The sequence below is a fragment of the Marinobacter sp. V34 genome (assembly GCF_055524115.1).
This window is the reverse complement of record NZ_JBUPZY010000013.1, coordinates 56,348-75,478: the sequence shown is the minus strand read 5'-3', so window position 1 is coordinate 75,478 and position 19,131 is coordinate 56,348. Positions and strand designations below refer to the sequence as shown.

General features: G+C 55.8%; 15 protein-coding genes. 5 read left to right on the top strand and 10 right to left on the bottom strand.

The window, feature by feature from the left end; translation table 11 throughout:
- Positions 1 to 77 precede the first annotated feature (77 nt).
- Positions 78 to 1,247 (top strand): ion channel, encoded by a 1,170-nt coding sequence (locus AC0B60_RS18400; protein WP_465087323.1) that lies wholly within the window; start codon positions 78 to 80, stop codon positions 1,245 to 1,247.
- Position 1,248: 1 nt separating this feature from the next.
- On the opposite strand, the gene AC0B60_RS18395 is transcribed toward AC0B60_RS18400, so the two are convergent.
- From AC0B60_RS18395 to typA, 5 genes are all read right to left on the bottom strand, one after another.
- Positions 1,249 to 2,106 carry a CYTH domain-containing protein gene (locus AC0B60_RS18395; RefSeq protein WP_465087322.1) on the bottom strand — a complete coding sequence of 286 codons (858 nt, stop codon included), beginning with the start codon at positions 2,104 to 2,106 and terminating at the stop codon, positions 1,249 to 1,251.
- Positions 2,107 to 2,209: 103 nt separating this feature from the next.
- On the bottom strand, positions 2,210 to 3,238 hold the full coding sequence (locus tag AC0B60_RS18390) for a porin (protein WP_465087321.1): 1,029 nt from the start codon (positions 3,236 to 3,238) through the stop codon (positions 2,210 to 2,212).
- Positions 3,239 to 3,736: 498 nt separating this feature from the next.
- Positions 3,737 to 4,201, bottom strand: a complete 465-nt coding sequence (gene dtd, locus AC0B60_RS18385; RefSeq protein WP_465087320.1) for a D-aminoacyl-tRNA deacylase — start codon at positions 4,199 to 4,201, stop codon at positions 3,737 to 3,739.
- An 81-nt stretch (positions 4,202 to 4,282) separates the two neighbouring features.
- Positions 4,283 to 5,245, bottom strand: coding sequence for a prolyl aminopeptidase (gene pip, locus AC0B60_RS18380; protein WP_465087319.1), 963 nt, complete (start codon positions 5,243 to 5,245; stop codon positions 4,283 to 4,285).
- Positions 5,246 to 5,342: 97 nt separating this feature from the next.
- Entirely contained in the window at positions 5,343 to 7,154 is a 1,812-nt protein-coding gene (typA, locus tag AC0B60_RS18375) for a translational GTPase TypA (RefSeq protein WP_465087318.1), read from the bottom strand.
- 558 nt (positions 7,155 to 7,712) lie between these two features.
- Here typA and glnA point away from each other — a divergent pair.
- The 4 genes from glnA to ntrC all read left to right on the top strand — a co-directional run bounded on the left by glnA (position 7,713) and on the right by ntrC (position 12,657).
- A complete protein-coding gene (glnA, locus tag AC0B60_RS18370; RefSeq protein ID WP_336146212.1) occupies positions 7,713 to 9,116 on the top strand; it encodes a glutamate--ammonia ligase in 1,404 nt (467 codons plus the stop codon).
- Positions 9,117 to 9,290: 174 nt separating this feature from the next.
- Positions 9,291 to 9,821 carry a DUF4124 domain-containing protein gene (locus tag AC0B60_RS18365; RefSeq protein ID WP_465087317.1) on the top strand — a complete coding sequence of 177 codons (531 nt, stop codon included), beginning with the start codon at positions 9,291 to 9,293 and terminating at the stop codon, positions 9,819 to 9,821.
- A gap of 329 nt (positions 9,822 to 10,150) precedes the next feature.
- The gene (gene glnL / locus AC0B60_RS18360; protein ID WP_465087316.1) at positions 10,151 to 11,233 is read left to right on the top strand and encodes a nitrogen regulation protein NR(II); all 1,083 of its coding nucleotides are present in this window, start codon (positions 10,151 to 10,153) and stop codon (positions 11,231 to 11,233) included.
- Positions 11,230 to 12,657 carry a nitrogen regulation protein NR(I) gene (ntrC, locus tag AC0B60_RS18355; RefSeq protein ID WP_292046403.1) on the top strand — a complete coding sequence of 476 codons (1,428 nt, stop codon included), beginning with the start codon at positions 11,230 to 11,232 and terminating at the stop codon, positions 12,655 to 12,657. Before glnL ends, ntrC begins: the two co-directional genes overlap by 4 nt.
- A 12-nt stretch (positions 12,658 to 12,669) precedes the next feature.
- Here ntrC and AC0B60_RS18350 read toward each other — a convergent pair whose 3' ends face one another.
- From AC0B60_RS18350 to AC0B60_RS18330, 5 genes are read right to left on the bottom strand one after another with little or no spacing between them, the layout of a single operon-like run.
- On the bottom strand, positions 12,670 to 16,956 hold the full coding sequence (locus AC0B60_RS18350; protein ID WP_465087315.1) for a DUF6701 domain-containing protein: 4,287 nt from the start codon (positions 16,954 to 16,956) through the stop codon (positions 12,670 to 12,672).
- A complete protein-coding gene (locus tag AC0B60_RS18345; protein ID WP_465087314.1) occupies positions 16,953 to 17,366 on the bottom strand; it encodes a pilus assembly PilX family protein in 414 nt (137 codons plus the stop codon). Before AC0B60_RS18345 ends, AC0B60_RS18350 begins: the two co-directional genes overlap by 4 nt.
- Positions 17,356 to 18,138: a PulJ/GspJ family protein gene (locus tag AC0B60_RS18340; RefSeq protein ID WP_465087313.1), complete on the bottom strand. Its 783-nt coding sequence runs from the start codon at positions 18,136 to 18,138 to the stop codon at positions 17,356 to 17,358. The genes AC0B60_RS18345 and AC0B60_RS18340 overlap by 11 nt, the downstream gene beginning before the upstream one ends.
- Positions 18,138 to 18,647: a type IV pilus modification PilV family protein gene (locus AC0B60_RS18335; protein ID WP_465087312.1), complete on the bottom strand. Its 510-nt coding sequence runs from the start codon at positions 18,645 to 18,647 to the stop codon at positions 18,138 to 18,140. The genes AC0B60_RS18340 and AC0B60_RS18335 overlap by 1 nt, the downstream gene beginning before the upstream one ends.
- On the bottom strand, positions 18,644 to 19,123 hold the full coding sequence (locus AC0B60_RS18330; protein ID WP_465087311.1) for a type IV pilin protein: 480 nt from the start codon (positions 19,121 to 19,123) through the stop codon (positions 18,644 to 18,646). Before AC0B60_RS18330 ends, AC0B60_RS18335 begins: the two co-directional genes overlap by 4 nt.
- Positions 19,124 to 19,131: the final 8 nt, after the last annotated feature.

The following is a 19,131-nucleotide window of genomic DNA, read 5'->3' as shown; positions in this document are numbered from 1 at the left end:
CAAACCCCTGTGTCTCTGTTATATTTCCCGTACTGTATAACGAACGCTCCCCCGACTGAACCGTTGTAAGGACACCGATGCAGAGGAATCGCCGGCCGCTAAACCCGGAACATCAGCTTTCTCACTTGCCCATGTCCGGCATTATCCGGTCACGCATCAAGCGGCTTTTTACCATTCTTGGCGGACTGCTGGTCACCCAGGTGGTGATCATCTGGGCGGCCGAGGACCTCACGCTGTTCGAGTCTGCGTGGATGACCATGACAACGCTGGTTACCGTGGGCTACGGTGATTTTGCGCCGGAAACCGCCATCGGACGGCTCAGCACCGTTTTGCTGATGTTCATTGCCGCCATCACGCTGCTGACGCTTATTGTCAGTGATTATATCGAATACCGGTTCTACCGCCGGGAACGCATCTTAACCGGACGCTGGATATACGCCATGAAAGACCACATCGTTATCATCAACACACCGCAGACAGGCGGAGAACAGTACTTTTCTCGCTTTGCCTCCCAGATGCGGGCCGTACCCGGCTATGAAACCGTCCCCATCATTATACTGACCAGCCAGTTTCCGAACGGGCTTCCGCCCGAACTGGCGGACAACGGACTGGTTCACTTTCATGGCTCCGGTAGCGACCCGGAAGCTCTCAAGGCGGTGCACGCCGGTGCTGCCCGACACATTATCGTGTTGGCCGCCGACGAATCCGACCCGACCTCCGACAGCCTGACTTTTGATATTGCCCACAGGCTGAGTGAGTCCAACCTTGGCCAGAAAGTCACGGCGGAGTGCGTACGGGATGAGAATCGCGATCGCTTTACATCTGTTGGTGTCCGTACCGTTATTCGGCCGGTTCGAACCTACCCAGAAATCATGGTGCGCTCGGTCATCGCACCGGGGTCAGAGAAAGTCCTTGAGGATTTGTTTAACTATCAACACGACCACCCCCACCGGTACGAAATTGAACTGGACGACCTGAACTGGGCCGACATCGTCAGTGCACTCATTCGGCACGGCATCGGCACCGCTCTCGCCTATATTGACAACAACAACGAAGTCGTTTGCCACCCGCCGACCGATAAGGAAATTGAAGGTAAGGGCCTGATCGTTCTGGTGAAATCCAGTGAGACGCCGGACGTGGAAGTGGTGAAAGAAGCCCTGTCCCATTACCGCGACTTTATTAATAAGTGGCACAACCTGCAGAAACAGGCTTCCCAAGAGGATAGTAGCGCGGCCGATCTGCCGTAAGCTATGCAGCCGCGATGGCCAGTTGTAGCTGGCCGAGCTCCTTACTGGTTACCATATATCCAATGGTATCCCCCTCTGCCAGCGCACGGAACACGTGCTGGTAGAGATCCTCGACGCCGCGCTCACCCGCCATCCGACCTATCGCTCCAAAATCGTCTCCATCCGCGGGAACGGGCTGACCTGTAAGCCATGACACGCTCAGAAGAAACAGGAATTCATTCACCGACAGCTCGGTACTCAGCGCTGCTTGCGGAACCGGGTGATAGAGCTCCGCCAGGTGATACCCTTGCTCCGCCTTGCTCACAAGATTCAGAAACACCGGTACTTCATCCGCCAGACGTCGCGCCCACGCGAGCAACAGAGAGGCGTCTCCGGCCTTGAGCTCAAATTCAATTTCACTGAGCGGGCGGGACTGCTCACCTGCCACAATCTCTCCGGAATCAATAGCCACTTCGATCAGACTATCCCCTTGCTCGATCATGACCACGCGGCGCTGAAAGTTGGTCTCAAATACCGGCTGCAGTTTGGCAAGGTTCACGCTCTGTCCCACCGGGGTGTCCGCGATTAGCCCCATATTGAGGGTGGTACCTATCAGCGGCCATTCCCACTCCTGACGACGATGAGCTCCGTCGACAAATTCACCACGGGTTTTCAGGGTCTGAATGTGTTTGTCACCCACTTTACGGATTCGCAGGGCAATCTTCTGGCTGTTGAGATCCCCATCGGGCGTGTCGTAGTAGGTGTTCCCCAATTGCAGAGTCTCGGACTCGCTAGTGCTGGGTTGACTCAACAGCCAGTCAACGGCTCGATCCAGATCAGGCTGCGCCACGCTGAGTTTGATTTCCAGTTCCTGAGCCATCCGCCCTCCTGCTGTGGGAAATTTGTTATCAGCATACATAAAAAAACCGACAGCCCGAAGGCTGCCGGTTTTCGACTACTTGATAGATTAGCTGGTTAGCTGATCAGAAGTAGTAAACAGCACCAACAGAAGCAATGGAACGCTCGTCGGTAACAGCTTGGTTGCCCATGCTGTCTTCGTACTCATACACTTCGTCACCACCACCCAGGTAGCCTTCGAAATAAACATACATGTGGTCAGACAGGTTGTGCAGCGCCTGCAGGGTCACAGTAGAGCGCTCAGTGTCGTCTGCATCGTCCGCTACGTTCATTTCGTAGGACAGCGCGAATTGGTTGGCACCCATGGTGTAGTAACCGATCACACCGTAGGTGTCAGACGCGTCTTTGGTGGTGTGGTATTCACCAGTAACACGCAGGGCACCAGCGTTGTAGCTGCCACGCAGACCATAGGTGTTCTCGTTGCTTGGAGAACCACCGTCGTTGGAATCCATAGCGACAGCCAGTTCCAGCGCGTCCATTTCATAGACGGCTGCCAGCTGATATGGATAAGACTTGTCACCGCCCTTATCGCCCAGTGAAGCGTCGTCGCCATCACCGTTGATCTGAACAGCACCCCACAGGCTCAGGCCACCGAAGGACGGAGACATGTACTGAACCAGGTCGCCTTCGCCAGTAGTGTAGTCTGCACCGATGTTCAGGATAGCAACTTCATAAAACTGTGCGATTTCGTCAACCGCGCGCTCGTAGGTGGAGTCGTCTGAACCAACCCAAACCTGGCCAAAGCTGTCGCCTTTAACACCGATGTAGGCTTCGTCCAGATCTTCGAGACCGGATTCCCGATCTTTGTCGTCTGCAGCCAGGCCTTCCAGCTCAAGCTTGAAGAAACCAGTGATGCCCGGAGCGATTTCATGGTCGTGTTTGACGCCCAGAGTGGAGCCATTGTCGAAGTGGCTCAGCTCAGAGCGACCGCCATCAAAGTTGTCATGAGCGATAGCGTACTGGATGTTACCGTAAATAGTCGGCATGGAGTCCATGCGTGCCGCCAGCTCGGAAGCAGAAGCAGTAGTCTGTGCCAGCGCGCTGCCGGAGAAAGTTGCGGCTGCAATAGCAGATGCGATGAGCGTTTTTTTCATTTTGCGTCTTCCTTTTGAGTTAACTCAGGTTTTAGCGTCGGGTTAGTTTCCCGCTCTTTAGACTTCACCAGTCGGGCTGGTTGAGCCCTATTCTGTTTATTAACCATGTCAGTTTTGTGACAAGGCCATAACAATTCGTTTTTCTTCTTGTCAGCAAAGAGCCCATCAGGCTCTTTACAGCTCAGTCACTTACACTGCTTTATTAAAGCACTGAGTGATGAACCTGTTTTAATACAATGATGTCGCATTTGCAAATTTTTAACCGGGCCTTTTTAGCTCAATTAAGCTTAAAAGGGAAACTATTTATGCCATGAACGGCCACCTGCTTTCGCGGAACTTCCTTTTCAAATCCGGGGCCAAAAACCATTAATTTATTTAAAATCATAAAATTAATGGCCAAAAAACGCTTCATGGACGAATCGAAAGCCCAACCTCCTGGCCAGCACCGCACCAGAAAAGACCAACGACCGCTGCAATGCGTCGTCATAGGGCGACCGATCAACTCCGCCCAGACACTCCTCCGACCTCCAGAAGAAACGTGACTGGTCCATCGTTTACCAAGGCCACCTTCATGTCCGCGCCGAACTGCCCCTGACCAATCCGGTCAGCGCCCAGTTGCGCCTCACACGATGCCACGAACTCATGAAACAGTGCTTCTGCAGATTCCGGGCCCGCAGCCACCGAAAATCCAGGACGGGACCCGGACCGGGTATCAGCAGCAAGCGTAAACTGGGGAACAACGAGGAGGGAGCCGCCCATATCGAGCAGGCTGCGATTCATCCGTCCCTGGTCGTCGGGAAATACCCGGTAGGCGAGTAGTTTTCGACACAGTTCCCGCACCGTGCTGGAGTCGTCTGACTTCTCCACACCGAGCAACAACAACAGCCCCGAACCAATCTCGGAGATGACCTCATTATCGACGGTGACACTGGCGTGGGTAACCCGCTGTAACAGCCCTTTCATTAAGCTCCCTGCGCAAGGACTCAAAGTTCGGAACGAAGTTTATCCACGCACCAGGCTCGCCGCAACCTTCTTCATGTGACTTTACGTATCCCTACCTTCAAGCTTTGCGGCGACCTCATCAACACCACGCATCAGGGCATCGATAATGGCAGGCTCGGATGCCGAATGCCCGGCGTCCCGTATGATCCTGAGGTCGGCTTCCGGCCAGGCCCGACTTAATGCAAGGGCGTTGTCCAGCGGGCACACCATGTCGTAGCGGCCATGGACAATAATGCCCGGAATGTCCTTGAGTACTGCCGCGTCACGAACTATCTGATTATCTTCAAGAAACGCATTATTCATGAAGTAATGGCATTCGATTCGTGCCAGAGCAATGGCCACATGGGGGTGCCCGAAATGCTCAACCACACGCGGGTTCGGATGCAGGGTCGCACACCGACCTTCCCAGATTGACCACGCCTTGGCGGCCTGTATCTGTTCCAACTCATTACTGCTCGTCAGACGACGATAATAAGCCTTGACGAGATCACCACGCTCCTCCTCCGGAACAGGCGCCAGGAAATCCTGCCAGTAATCAGGAAACACGCGGCTCGCGCCGTCCTGGTAGAACCAGTGGATATCCCTGGGCCGGCACAGGAAAATCCCCCTCAACACCAGACCAAGAACCCTGCCTGGATAGGATTGGGCATACACCAGGCTCAGCGTAGAGCCCCAGCTTCCACCAAACAGGATCCACCGGTCCACCCCAAGAAAGGTCCTCACCGTTTCCATATCACCCACCAGATTTTGCGTGGTATTTCCATCAAACTCCGCCAGCGGCCTCGAACGGCCAGCGCCACGCTGATCCATCAGAATGATCCGGTAGCGTTCAGCATCAAAAAAACGGCGATGGTAGTCCTCGCACCCGCCGCCGGGCCCGCCATGGACGACCAGAACAGGGATACCATTCGGATTGCCGCTTTCTTCAATATAGAGTTCATGGGGTGGATCAACCGCAATGCGGTGCTGGGCATTGGGCTTGATGTCAGGGAACAGGGTGAGCATGAGGCGCTCCGGAAAAAGGATTTAACCGGAGTTTAGCTGAAGTGAATAAAAAAGGGGTGGGCCACTTGGACCCACCCCTGATATCGAGCGCTGAAGATTACTTCTTATGGGCGCGCTTACGCTCATTCTCGGTAAGAAGCTTCTTGCGCAGACGGATCGACTTGGGCGTCACTTCCACCAATTCATCCTCATCGATGAACTCCAGAGCCTGCTCAAGGGTATGCTTGATCGGCGGCACCAAACCAATGACTTCATCCTTGCCGGACGCGCGCATGTTGTCCAGCTTCTTGCCTTTGGTGGGGTTGATCACCAGGTCGTTATCACGGCTATGAATGCCACACAATTGGCCTTCATAGACTTCCTGACCCGGATCCAGGAACAGCTTGCCTCGACTCTGCAGTGTTTCCAGCGAGTAAGTCAGCGCCGCACCCGTAGCCATTGACACCAGCACCCCGTTTTGGCGGCTGGTGACATCACCGCTTTTGATCGGACCGTAATGGCTGAAGGTTGACGTCAGGATGCCCGAGCCGGATGTCATGGTCAGGAAAGCGTTACGGAAACCGATCAGCCCCCGCGCCGGAATCGTATACTCAAGACGCATACGGCCCTTTCCGTCCGGCACCATGTTGGTCATCTCGCCCTTGCGAAGCCCCATCTGATCCATAAGCGCACCCTGGTGCTGCTCTTCGATGTCGATGATGACGTTCTCATACGGCTCCTGCTTAACACCGTCGATCTCACGGATGACCACTTCCGGACGACCCACGGCGAGTTCAAAGTTCTCCCGGCGCATATTCTCTATCAGCACCGACAGATGCAGCTCACCACGACCAGAGACCTTAAATTTGTCTGCGGACTCGCCCTCTTCCACGCGCAAGGCAACGTTGTGCAGCAGTTCCTTTTCCAGTCGCTCCTTGATGTTGCGACTGGTGACGAATTTGCCTTCCTTGCCGCAGAACGGCGAATCATTGACCTGGAAAGTCATGGAAACCGTTGGCTCGTCGACCGTCAGCGGTGGCAGAGCCTCAACAGCGGACTGATCGCACAAGGTGTCAGAGATAAACAGCTCATCCATGCCGCTCACACAGATAATATCACCTGCCTGCGCCTCATCGACTTCAACACGCTGCAAGCCGGAGTGGCCCATGATCTTGAGTATACGGCCCTGGCGCTTCTTGCCATTGGCACCGATAGCGGTAACCGGGGAATTGGTTTTGACCTTGCCACGCATAATGCGGCCAATTCCGATCACACCCAGGAAACTGTTGTAGTCGAGCTGGGAAATCTGCATCTGGAACGGACCGTCACGATCGACATTGGGGGCAGGCACGTGGTCAACGATGGCCTGAAAAACCGCGTCCATGTTGTCGTCCAGTTTCTCGTGATCCATTCCGGCGATGCCGTTCAGGGCACTGGCATAAACAATCGGAAAGTCCAGCTGCTCATCGCTGGCGCCCAGGTTGTCGAACAGATCGAACACCTGATCCACCACCCAGTCCGGGCGAGCTCCGGGGCGGTCAATCTTGTTGACCACTACGATCGGATGCAAGCCGGCATCGAACGCTTTCTGGGTCACGAATCGGGTTTGCGGCATCGGGCCATCAATAGAGTCAACCACCAACAATACGCAATCAACCATGCTCATGACACGCTCGACTTCGCCCCCGAAATCGGCGTGCCCCGGAGTATCCACGATGTTGATGTCGTAGTCGTGCCACTTCAGCGCCGTATTCTTGGCCAGAATGGTAATGCCACGTTCTTTTTCCTGGTCATTGGAATCCATGACGCGCTCGTTTTCGAGCTCTTTGCGATCCAGCGTGCCGGACTGACGAAGAAGTTGGTCAACCAGCGTGGTCTTGCCGTGGTCAACGTGGGCGATGATGGCGATATTACGAAGTTTATCAATCACAACTATAATCCTGCAGCATGCACTGAATGACCTGAGAGGTCTTCAGCAGGCGCATAGCCCCTTACATGCCGTCTCAAATCCGTAAAATGAATTTCATTTGCCAGGCCGGGCAGCCAGGGTGCACCCTGACGAAACTCAGCGTTTTCACTGAATCTCCGGGGCGAAAATGAAGTGGCGCGCAGTATATAGCAAACTCACTTGCGTTTATATGACGAAAAACGCTTATCGGAGTAACGACGCGAACGCATCAATTTGGTGCATTATTTCGGTTCGCGCACCGTTTTAATGCACCACAAGAGGGCGACAGGGCCAGCCCAAATGCTCTTGTCGCTCCAAAACAGCCCGAATGCCTTGGTATTGTGCACTTGTGGCGCACGCATCAAAAACTGGCAAGGCTATTGCTAAACCTTAAGCAGCCGATTTTGCAGGTAACTCACAACAGCTTTTGTTAAGCTGCCGTACCTGAAAGAAAGATCGGGAGTCAGCACTGCTGAACGATCCGGCAACAACGCACACAGAAATCGCCCGCACTGCGGGATAACTGACGGAGCTTGCACAATGTCCAAGACGATTGATCTGATCAAGGAACACGAAGTCAAATGGGTCGACATGCGATTCACTGACAGCCGCGGTAAAGAGCAGCACGTGACCCTGCCCGCAACCGAGGTAAACGAAGATTTCTTCGCCGACGGTAAAATGTTCGACGGGTCTTCTATCTCTGGCTGGAAGGGCATCAACGAATCCGACATGATTTTGATGCCAGTCGACGAAACGTCTGTCCTTGATCCTTTCACTGAAGAAACGACGGTTAACATTACCTGTGACATCGTGGAGCCATCCACTATGCAGGGGTACGAGCGTGACCCACGCTCTGTTGCCAAGCGTGCCGAAGAATACCTGAAGTCAACCGGCATTGCCGATGGCGCCCTGTTTGGCCCAGAGCCCGAGTTCTTCGTATTCGACTCCGCCAAGTGGAAGGTCGACATGCAGGGCTCAATGTACGAACTGTACTCCGAAGAAGCAGCTTGGGTTTCCGGCGAAGACTTCGATCGCAATAACATCGGTCACCGTCCAGGCGTAAAAGGTGGCTACTTCCCCGTACCGCCGGTCGATAGCCTCCACGATCTGCGTGGTGCGATGTGTGCGGCCATGGAGTCCATGGGCCTGGAAATTGAAGTACACCACCACGAAGTGGGCACTGCAGGCCAGTGTGAAATTGGTGTTGGCGCCAACACCCTGACCCGCAAGGCTGATGAAGTTCAGATTCTCAAGTACTGCGTACACAACGTCGCGCACGCCTATGGCAAAACGGCGACCTTCATGCCCAAGCCTGTGGTCGGCGACAATGGTTCCGGCATGCACGTACACATGTCGCTGAACAAAGACGGCAAGAACCTGTTCGCTGGCGACGGCTATGCAGGCCTGAGCGAGATGGCCCTGTACTACATTGGCGGTGTCATCAAGCACTCCAAGGCCATCAACGCCTTCACCAACGCTTCCACCAACAGTTACAAGCGTCTGGTCCCGGGCTTCGAAGCACCGGTTATGCTGGCCTACTCCGCCCGTAACCGTTCTGCGTCCATCCGTATTCCTTACGTGAACAGCCCGAAGGGTCGTCGAATCGAAGTGCGCTTCCCCGACGCATCCGCCAACCCGTACCTGGCATTCGCAGCACTGATGATGGCCGGCCTCGACGGCATCCAGAACAAGATCCACCCGGGCGACGCCATGGACAAGGATCTGTACGACCTGCCGAAGGAAGAAGCCCTGAACATTCCGACCGTTGCCGAGACCTTCCAGGAAGCTCTGGATAGCCTCGAGGCAGACCACGAGTTCCTGACCCGTGGCGGCGTGTTTACCGAGGACATGATCGGCGGTTACATTGACCTGAAGCGTGGCGAAGTTGAAAAACTCAACATGACCACACATCCGGTCGAGTTCGAGTTGTACTACTCCTGCTAAGCTGTTAGTAAGCACAAGCAGACAGAAAAGCCCCGCCTTGCGCGGGGCTTTTTAGTGTACGACCGCACATTTCGACCAGCCTTAACGGAATGTAACCAAGCTGCGGGGTAATGGCGTTGAAATACTCAGGACTGGCGCTGATAATCGGATAAAACAATCAAACAGGTTGTCTCTATGAACGCAAGGCTCGCATTATTCTCAGGCATTGTCGCTCTCGCGGCGCTTCCAGTTTCCGCCGAGGTCTATCGTCAGGTGGATGCTCAGGGGAACGTTACTTATACCGACGAGCCCTCGGAAGGCACGCCTGCTGAGGAGATTAAGGTTAAGCCTGTCACCACGGTCACACTACCCAAACTCGAAGCGGTCCGGGAGCCAGAGCGGTTGCGGGAAAAAGTGCAGCAGGAAGGGTCCGTCTACGATAGTGTCCGTTTCCTTGCGCCGGGCAATGACCAGGCCTTCCATAGCGGCAGCGGCGACGTGGAATTCAGCGTGACCAGCTCGCCCGGCCTTCGGGACAGCCACAAGTACGAAGTGACTCTTGACGGCCAACCGGTGGGCCAGAGCGCTTCCAGAACGGTGATGGTGCGCAATGTGTTTCGCGGCACACACGATGCAGGCGTCAATATCGTCGACAGCAATGGTGTTACCGTCAAGAGCGGCGAAACCATCACCTTCACCATCCATCGACCCAGCGTCAACAACTGATGCACCCTTCCGGGGCCCCGACCGTTTCAGGCCGGGGTGCCAGACCAACGCAGACCTGTCGCGGTTAGCAAACCATCACACCATCCTTTAATGCCCCATTTTAGTGCGCCCGCACCATAAAAAAGCCATACTCTGACCACTCGCGGGGCGAATAGTCAGAGGCAGGCTTTACGCAATTATACTTCTGCACTACACCACAGCGTGCTCACAGGCCTGCAACCGCGCATGCCCGCTAAATGCGCACTTTCATCGCCACTAACAGCCAATGTGGTTCGCTTTTTGCAAAACTGCCTTAGCATACCGCAAGGCCCATCAAAAGGGACGAACGAATGGCAATGCCGGCCGGATACAAAAGCATACTGGACAGCCTGACCACAGCCGTACTGGTGCTGCGTGACGGATTACGAGTCCAATACCTGAACCCAGCCGCTGAAAGCCTGTTCGAAACCAGCGTAACCAGAAGCAAGGACGCCCCGATCAACGATATTCTGATCGACTCAGAAGATGCTCTGAAAACTCTGTATGCGGCAGCCGAGAATGGCCAGTCCTACACCCGACGCGAAGCGGAATTCATACTGACAAGCGGGTTGCGGCTAACGGTTGATTATTCGGTGTCTCCCATAAGCCTTGAGCCAACAGAACTGTTGATCGAGATCCAGCCCAGGGACCGCTTGCTACGGATCAGCCGGGAAGAGGACATTATCTCCCAGCAGGAAACCACTCGTATCCTGGTTCGGGGAATGGCCCACGAAATCAAGAATCCTTTGGGGGGCATTCGCGGGGCAGCCCAGTTGCTCGACCGGGAACTGAACAGCGAAGACCAGAAAGAGTACACCCAGGTAATCATTGCCGAGGCTGACCGCCTGCGAACCCTGGTGGACCGCATGCTCGGCCCAAACAAAGCCCCCAAGCTGGCGCCCACCAACATTCATGAGGTTCTGGAGCGCGTCAAGACTCTTCTGGAGGCGGAGAGCCGTGGCCGGCTGAACTTTCGGAGGGATTACGATCCCAGCCTGCCGGAATTCCAGGGCGACAAGGAACAGCTGATCCAGGCTTTCCTCAACATTGCGCGCAACGCCATGGAAGCCGCGTTCGAGAACCAGGCGGAGATGACCGGCGGCGAACAGCCGACCATCACCTTCCGCACACGCGCGTTGCGACAGTTCACCATCGGCCACAAACGCCATCGCCTGGTGTGCCGCGTGGATGTGATCGATAACGGCCCGGGCATACCACCGGATCTTCTGCAAAATATTTTCTACCCGATGATCAGCGGACGGGCGAGCGGTACAGGTCTCGGCCTGTCCATCACCCAAAGCATCATCGGGCAACATCATGGGCTTGTTGAATGTGAAAGCGAGCCCGGAAAAACCGACTTCATCATCTTCCTGCCCCTGGAGGAAAACCAATGAGCCAACCGGCAAACGTCTGGATAATTGACGATGACCGCAGTATACGCTGGGTGCTCGAGCGCGCCCTGAACCAGGCCGGTATGCAACCCCGCGTGTTTGAAAGTGGTGAAAGCATCATGATGAGGCTGGAACACGAACAGCCCGACGCCATCATCAGCGACATCCGCATGCCCGGCGTCGATGGCATCACCCTGCTCTCTCAGATCGTGGACGCACACCCGGACCTGCCGGTGATCATCATGACCGCCCACTCCGACCTGGAAAGCGCGGTGACCAGCTACCAGACTGGCGCCTTCGAATACCTTCCTAAACCGTTTGATGTGGACGACGCCGTTGCGCTGGCAAAGCGGGCTGTGGCTCACAGCCACGAGCGCCGGGCCACCTCGGAACCGCAAGCGGAAAGCGCCCAGCGGAATGCCGAAATCATTGGTGAAGCACCCGCGATGCAGGAAGTGTTCAGGGCCATCGGCCGACTGTCCCACTCCAACATAACCGTACTGATCAATGGCGAAAGTGGCACCGGCAAGGAGCTGGTTGCCCAGGCCCTGCACAATCACAGCCCCCGGGCGAGCCACCCCTTTATTGCACTGAACATGGCTGCGATTCCAAAGGACCTGATTGAGTCCGAACTATTTGGCCATGAGAAAGGCGCCTTCACCGGCGCGGCCGCCGCAAGACAGGGCCGCTTTGAACAGTCCAACGGCGGCACCCTGTTCCTGGACGAGATCGGTGATATGCCCGCCGACACCCAGACACGACTATTGCGGGTACTGGCCGATGGTGAATTCTATCGTGTGGGCGGCACCACCCCCATCAAGGTGGACGTCCGCATCATCGCCGCCACGCATCAGGATCTGGAAAAGCTCGTACAGGCGGGCACCTTCAGGGAAGATCTATTCCATCGCCTGAACGTCATCCGAGTACACCTGCCAAAACTTGCGGAACGCCGGGAGGATATCCCCCGGCTGATGGAACATTTCCTCAAGAGTGCAGCCCGGGAACTGGCAGTGGAAACCAAAATACTGCGCCCGGAAGCCGAAGAATACCTCACCACCCTGCCCTGGCCCGGCAACGTCCGCCAGCTTGAGAATACGTGCCGCTGGCTGACAGTGATGGCCAGTGGACGCGAAGTTCACATCGATGACCTACCGCCCGAGTTGGTGCAACAGGCCGAGGCGCCAGCCACCGGCCAGACCTGGCAGGAAGGCCTGCGCAACTGGTCGGAGCAGGAACTCAAACGCGGCCACAAAGGCATTCTGGATACCGCCGTGCCGGAATTTGAGCGCATCATGATCGAGACCGCATTGAAGCACACCGGCGGGCGCCGGCGTGATGCGTCCATCCTGCTGGGCTGGGGTCGGAACACTTTGACCCGCAAGATCAATGAACTGGGAATGGATCACCCGGAGGGGGAAGAGGACTGAGTCCCCTTCCCGCTATTTTTCCTGCCAGTAGATAACGCGGTCGTGGCCACGGTAGACGCCGAAGGTAGCCAGGGCTGAGGGATTTTCAAGCGAGCCATCGCCGTTAAAGTCATCCTGCAACCAGATAGGCACCACAAAGGTAGCGAGCACATCGCCACTGTTTGGCTCTCCTGGGGCAGTGAGTACGAGCTCGCTGCCGGGTTTCGGCCGACCCGCAGCAAGCGTATCTGAAACCCCCTCTACCGAAGTACTGCCCCCCGAGAGGCCAGACTGATCAAGAGACACATCCGCCGAGGTGTTATAAGTCCAGCAGCTATCCGCCTGATTGCGAACAAAACCGTCCATTGCCGAACTGAAATACTGTACCTCGAACGGCACTACAATATCTGATGTTTCAGGGCCGTAGGCATTGGTCAGTTCAAGGCGACCGTATCGGATGTCAAAACCAAAAACAGGTGTCACTGCCAGAGGCAACTGCGGAGATGTAACGCCATCGGCGTCTTCAAGTGACGTGAGCTTGATCTCGTAACTCGGCGTAAACGGTCGCACTATGGAGTCGACCGTTTTCTCATACGTGATACTGTCCGTGGACGCGAATCGATACTGCAAACGCCCGCGATCCACTATGTCCAGCCCCCCGGCGTCAAGCGCTGTCTGGACCGGGTATAGATCGCCTGCAGCATTCACGGTAACAAGGTCAGTGTTGTCCGCTGTGCGGCCGATATCCCCTGCGGCCAAACGCTGGAAGCTGCCTAGCGTGTAGTTGGTGGTAACCAGTCCATCCACGTTCACAGCATCAATCTGAAAAGTGGGTGCCAGCCCCGTTCGCCAGCCCAGGCTTTTGCCACTGTAGGCAAATGGCGTGGAAACTGAACAGTAGGGGCTTACCTCTCCGTCAAATTTACTGACGTCGAATCGGGCAGGAATAAAACGGCCCACATGCTCTACCGCGTTACCATCCACATCCGCTGTTCCCATGTAGCTGCCACTGGCAAGTGACGGTGTCAGCTTGATGATACCTACTTCCGGCCAGCTAAACTCTCCACAGGCCGTTCCTCCGGCACCGGCGCTTCCGTTACAGTCCTCGCCAAACGTTCCGAATAATCCGACCAGAGGGGGAATTGCACCGCCCACAGGCGCAACAAGTTCTGCCAGTAGGCTAACGGCCTCATTAGGCGACTCCTTACCGAAATTGGGAGTAACATTGCCACTGGCATTCACCGCTGCGACATTGATCTCAAAGTCCGCTCCTGCCGCGACAAAATCGTTGTCCGCAGCCACGGCTGTCGCAGCAGGGTTACCCGGAATCGTGAGATTGAAGTGATCCGGCCTGGCAACAAAGTCGCTATTGCCAATCATCACCAGTCCAGCGTCATCGCCACTGCCTTCGTACCTGGCATTCAAGCCGATGCGACCGACGTCGGCGTACCGTATCTCAACCGTCGCCTCACCATTGGCATCAAATGTCAGAGACCGGGTGGCTCCGGAACTGCCAGGCAACGCGCTGCCATCCGCAAACAGCGGCAGAGTGCCGGTAGACGGGTTGGTGTAGCCAGACCAGAGAGATACTGATTTGGTCTCATTGTCAAAGCCCGGAACGCATTGCTCGGAAGAATCGTCCTTTCGCACAGCGGCAATAGTAGCCGTCTGTTCTGTATCCGAAATGTGGTTCGGCACTGAAATATCGAAACCCGCATCATAGAACGTCAGGTCACATTTTGAAGCACTCACATTGCCAGGTGAACCATCGCTGCAAAGGGTTCTGGCAAAGGGTTTGGTAGACGGACTCGAGTTGGGCACACCCAGGGTGACCGTGGATAGGGTTGTCACTCTGAGCGTGCGCGTCGCCGTACCTCCCGTCATGGTAAAGGTGCTGCCGCCCAGCCATCCCGATGAAGGAGAAAGAGTCACATCGACGGAGTCATTGAAGGTTTGGCTGCAATCCGCGTTGTCACAAGCCCTGATGGTCACTGTTTCCGGACGGCAGGTCAGCGAACTACCGCTGTGCTCAATCTCAAAATGGTCAACCTGTTTCTGTACCGCACCAACCTTGTCAGCACACACCTGAAGGTTGTCGAGCTCGTGGATGTTGGTAGACCCGCCAGTGGAACCGGTGAGCGAAAGGTAAAGGTTCTCGGGGATCGCTGGCTGGTTCGTCAGTGTCTCCTGCACCAGGAGCTCGAAGCGGTTACCGGTTCCACTACCGTTTCGCTCCACCGTCAGAACCGGCGTCTGATTGTTCCGCGAATCGATAGTAATCCGATACCTGAAAGGATTGTTATCGTTGTTGGCATCAATGCCGGGCGATAGGCCTCCGGAATCTACAATGTACTCATAATCTGGCAGCGCACCGCGCACTGCTACTGAGTCCAGAGTTCGGCCATTATTGCCACCGACCCTACCCTCACTGTCATTCGAGAAGTTCCCGTATTCGTCCAGACCAATGCCTAGCCAACCACCGGCAAAACCACCCGTGCCATCGGGCTCCTGCGCATACCCCAATGAACCGCCATAACCGCCGGCCTGAGGTGTAACGGAAGCATCCGAGAACACAACCGCCAGCCCGTCAGCACCGGATCCGCCATAGGCGTAGTAATCAAATTCAATCTGTATAAAGTTATCGGCACCCGGAAAAACACGTTGATAAGTAGCGGCCGTTGCCTGATTGCCCGAAGCCTGAGTCATTCGCAAGCGGCCATTCACGATCTGCGGCGAGAAGTTCCCCCGTGATCGGGTGGTAACCCAGTCCGGTCCCAGGGCGGACCGGCCGAAATCATCGGGCTCGCAGATGAAGGAGGTTGTCCGAAGCACGACATCGTCAACGTGCCAGAAATCAAAGTTTCCGTTGTTGCCGCTGCTCTGCCTGAAACGAAAGCGAAACCCGGCGTGGAAGGCGTCAGACGGCAGATCGAACTCTGTTGTGCCACTTTCTCCGGGTGTGCCATTGCCCGGTAGGATCTCGATATCCTGCCACTGCCCACTATCATTCAGATACTGGGCCAGAAAGTTTTCACCGCCTTCTGGATTTTCACTGAAGGAATCCGCACCACGCCGCCACCAGTACTCGAGGCTTCCCGACGTTGAATCGGACAGATCGAACGCCCGTGAAATCACATTTACGCCGCCGCCAAACGTGAACAGGGACTGGCTACCGCTGTTGCTGGTCTGGCTGCCAATGCCCGCATTGCCGCCCCCGAAAGAATCGATGCTCCAACCATCACTGGCCAGCGTGCCTACGTCAAAATCGTCGCAAAAAAGCGCACTGATTCCCGTACAGAAAGTATCTGGCCTGGTCAGCCGGCCAGAACCATCGGCAGAAAACGCGAACACACCCACTGCTTCTTCCAAGCCGGTGCGTTCCGCATCATTGACCTGATCCTCGTCCACGTGGACATCAATACTGTTGCCGGCAATCTCTGCGCCACAATAGCGCACCCAGCTACCGTTGGTGCCAGCAACAGTGATATTACTAGCCACCACATCTGGAACCGATGAAAAGTTGAAACCGAAACCCAGCCTCTGACATGCGTCTGAATGCCTATCCACCACCTGACCGACAGCCCCGGCCACATAATCGTTGCCATTATTGGTTCCCGAACCCGACTCAATAGCCACCCAACCAATGGTTTCAGCACCATGACTACTGGTTACCTCTGCCCCCTCCAGCGCAAGGCTCATATCGGTCGCGGAGGGCACCGATCCGGTATTGTTACCACTGGCAAACGAGGTTGAGGTAATCCAGTCCGGGTCGCCAAAGCTATTGACCGAATGCAGCACCGCTGGTGGACTACTGAAAGCCTGCTGAAAAACCACCGTATCAGCCGCATTCGTGCTCCCTTGGCTAGAGCGTACCGTGGATGTGTTCAATCGTCCGGCTTCAATCAATGTTCCGTCGGGGAACTCCCAGGCCCCTTCTTCCACAACCCAGTAACGAATCGTCTCGCTGTTCCAACCACCACCCGGAGGGCAAGCAACCCCACCTGCGGAGCGACCCGCGCTCTCACAGGGGCTTTGGAAGCCAACCTCAAAACTGGTCGCCGTAACGTTGCGAACCCTGGCGCTTAACGAATTGTCGTTGTTGTGTGACACCGGACCAACGATAACCACCGGGCTGGTGTAGGTCTCCCTTAGGCTGACGGTTTCCCAGTTACTTCGATCAATGGAATCGTTGACAACCACTGAGCCGGTCTCGAAAAAAGCATCCTCGGCACTCAGAACCGGCGCCACCAGACCGGCAACCAGTAACAGCACAGTTTTGGCAGTTTGAGCTTTGAATTTTTTGATCCAGTGGCTGCTCATCGCACACGTACCTCAATCTCTCGCGTGGCCTGCTCGGAGCCAGCGCCACATTGTCCGGTGCTGACCAGGGTATAAACATTTTCTTCAGCGGCGTCGCCTTCGATATCCGCCTGCACAACAGAGCAACTGAGGCTGGCGCTACAGCCATTGAGACCACTCCCTGAAAAACTCAGAGCCCCTGGCACTGCCCCGCAGCCACTGCCATAGAGCGCCTCGGTGACTGCTGCCTGAGCTCCGCTTTCCGCCGCGTAGAACGCGCGCTGGGACAAGATCTGCTGACTAACAGCCGCACCGGTACTTTCCTGCTGCTGCGCCATGCTGGCCACAATCAGAGCCAAAACGGTGATGATAAAGAGGGCGATTGGCAACCCCGCACCACGCTGTCGATTCCAGTATCGGTCAAGGTACATTACGGATCTGGACCTCCTGGCTGACGGTTGTGGTTTCGCTGCCATCGGCGCTTACAAGATCAAACGTAAACTGAACCACTGCTGCCCGCTGCAAGGTGGCAGGCTGGAACCGGAAATTGACGGTTCCGGTTAGGCTGGCCGCCAGCACTTCCGGGGTAACTGTGGGAGGATCTGGCTGAGTGGACGTCGGCGCATACCCGCTATAGCGATACAGAAAGCGGCCGCTCTGACAGATACTCACCGGCTCGCCCACAAGGAACAGACGCTGCGCTGGCGAGGTTGTATCAAATCGATGATTGGTTGACAGACTAATGGTTGCCGGCGAGCCTGAGGAAGCCGTGTTGTTGATTCCTGAAACCGCAGAGGACACGGGGCCGGGATTAGCGCCCGTATAGATATCCCCTGTCGAGGTTCCGTAACCATAAATGACCACCCGCCTGTTATTAACAGTAGGAGACTGGGCAAACTCAGCAATCTCGATCTGGCTCACTTCAGTGACGGGTAGGTCGAGATAGTTGGTTCCCGCTTCCATAGGCAACCACTCAATGCAGGAGCCGGTACTTCGAACCGACAACGGAAAGGCCTCCCGCAAGTCTCGGGTCAGCTGTTCGCTGATCACCACGGACTGAAGCGCTCGCAACTGACGTGCGCTGGTATCCAGTGCGCCCTGGGTAGACAGGCCGACAAACCGCACCGATACCGTGGCCACGATACTCAGCAGCACAATCACCATGATCAGCTCAATCAATGTGTACCCAGACTGGCGAGGCATCAGTAGTTCGCCCTATATACTGAGAAATCGTAGCCCTGACCGCTCGGATCTGTAATCGTCAAATCGATGCGCTTGGCTTCGTCAGCCGCAAGCCCGATTTCATCGCCCGCACACTTGATGGCAACTGTCACCTTAAAACCGGCGTAATCCGCGGCCAGGCCGGTACCTTCAGCATTCTCCGGGGACGCATTGATAATCTCGTTATAGTCATCAACGTCGTCGTAGTTGGCGCGAATGTCTTCTTCAGTGTTTATGGTGCAACCCGGCTCTCTGGGAAACCCACCTACGGGTGTGTTTTCGTCATACCGTCGGCTGAGAATTTCGTCCATGTAAATCTGTGCGAGCGCGACGGCCCGGGTCTGATTCAATGGGTCCGCACTACGCCCGGAGATAAGCGCAAACGCACCCACTACTCCGGCAATAGCGACACTGATAATGACAATGGTGATCACCAGCTCGACCAGCGTGGCACCGCTATGAATGCGTCCGTACTTGCCTGGCATGGTCATGGACAGGTCCCGTCATAAACTGCACCCAGAGAACTGAGGCAGAGATTGAACGTGCTATCACCAGTAATACGGAAATCAATATTGGTTCTGGCCGTCGGGGAGGCCACACGGCCAAAGCCATCAAAGCCCACCGTCAGTCCACCTGCCGGAACATTCGTGTAAGGGGCACCCGCCACACTATAGGCCAGTGTCGAGCCACTGCGCGATAGATTGAATTGGGATGAGGCAGCTGAAAATCTGAGTTCGTCGCTGGTTTGGCGAATGGTCAGCGTGTCAGCGCTGTTCCCCGCCAATGCTGCCTGCTGGGCAAGCAGCGTGGCGGACGACAGTTGCTGGGTAATAAGAAGGGGAGAAAAGGCCGAGCGACTGGCGAACAGGCCAACACCCAGAGCGGAGAGAACCCCGATCAGGATGATGACCATGACCAGCTCGACAAGGGTGAACCCCGATGACATCGGGGCGATTCTTTTTCTCATGCCCCACT

Excerpts from the sequence above, each read along its gene's own strand:
- glnA (WP_336146212.1), top strand. The coding sequence starts at position 7,713 with ATGTCCAAGACGATTGATCTGATCAAGGAACACGAAGTCAAATGGGTC.
- AC0B60_RS18330 (WP_465087311.1), bottom strand. The coding sequence starts at position 19,123 with ATGAGAAAAAGAATCGCCCCGATGTCATCGGGGTTCACCCTTGTCGAG.
- AC0B60_RS18350 (WP_465087315.1), bottom strand. The coding sequence starts at position 16,956 with ATGAGCAGCCACTGGATCAAAAAATTCAAAGCTCAAACTGCCAAAACT.
- AC0B60_RS18335 (WP_465087312.1), bottom strand. The coding sequence starts at position 18,647 with ATGACCATGCCAGGCAAGTACGGACGCATTCATAGCGGTGCCACGCTG.
- AC0B60_RS18400 (WP_465087323.1), top strand. The coding sequence starts at position 78 with ATGCAGAGGAATCGCCGGCCGCTAAACCCGGAACATCAGCTTTCTCAC.
- dtd (WP_465087320.1), bottom strand. The coding sequence starts at position 4,201 with ATGAAAGGGCTGTTACAGCGGGTTACCCACGCCAGTGTCACCGTCGAT.
- pip (WP_465087319.1), bottom strand. The coding sequence starts at position 5,245 with ATGCTCACCCTGTTCCCTGACATCAAGCCCAATGCCCAGCACCGCATT.
- AC0B60_RS18340 (WP_465087313.1), bottom strand. The coding sequence starts at position 18,138 with ATGCCTCGCCAGTCTGGGTACACATTGATTGAGCTGATCATGGTGATT.
- AC0B60_RS18365 (WP_465087317.1), top strand. The coding sequence starts at position 9,291 with ATGAACGCAAGGCTCGCATTATTCTCAGGCATTGTCGCTCTCGCGGCG.
- AC0B60_RS18390 (WP_465087321.1), bottom strand. The coding sequence starts at position 3,238 with ATGAAAAAAACGCTCATCGCATCTGCTATTGCAGCCGCAACTTTCTCC.
- AC0B60_RS18395 (WP_465087322.1), bottom strand. The coding sequence starts at position 2,106 with ATGGCTCAGGAACTGGAAATCAAACTCAGCGTGGCGCAGCCTGATCTG.
- glnL (WP_465087316.1), top strand. The coding sequence starts at position 10,151 with ATGGCAATGCCGGCCGGATACAAAAGCATACTGGACAGCCTGACCACA.
- ntrC (WP_292046403.1), top strand. The coding sequence starts at position 11,230 with ATGAGCCAACCGGCAAACGTCTGGATAATTGACGATGACCGCAGTATA.
- AC0B60_RS18345 (WP_465087314.1), bottom strand. The coding sequence starts at position 17,366 with ATGTACCTTGACCGATACTGGAATCGACAGCGTGGTGCGGGGTTGCCA.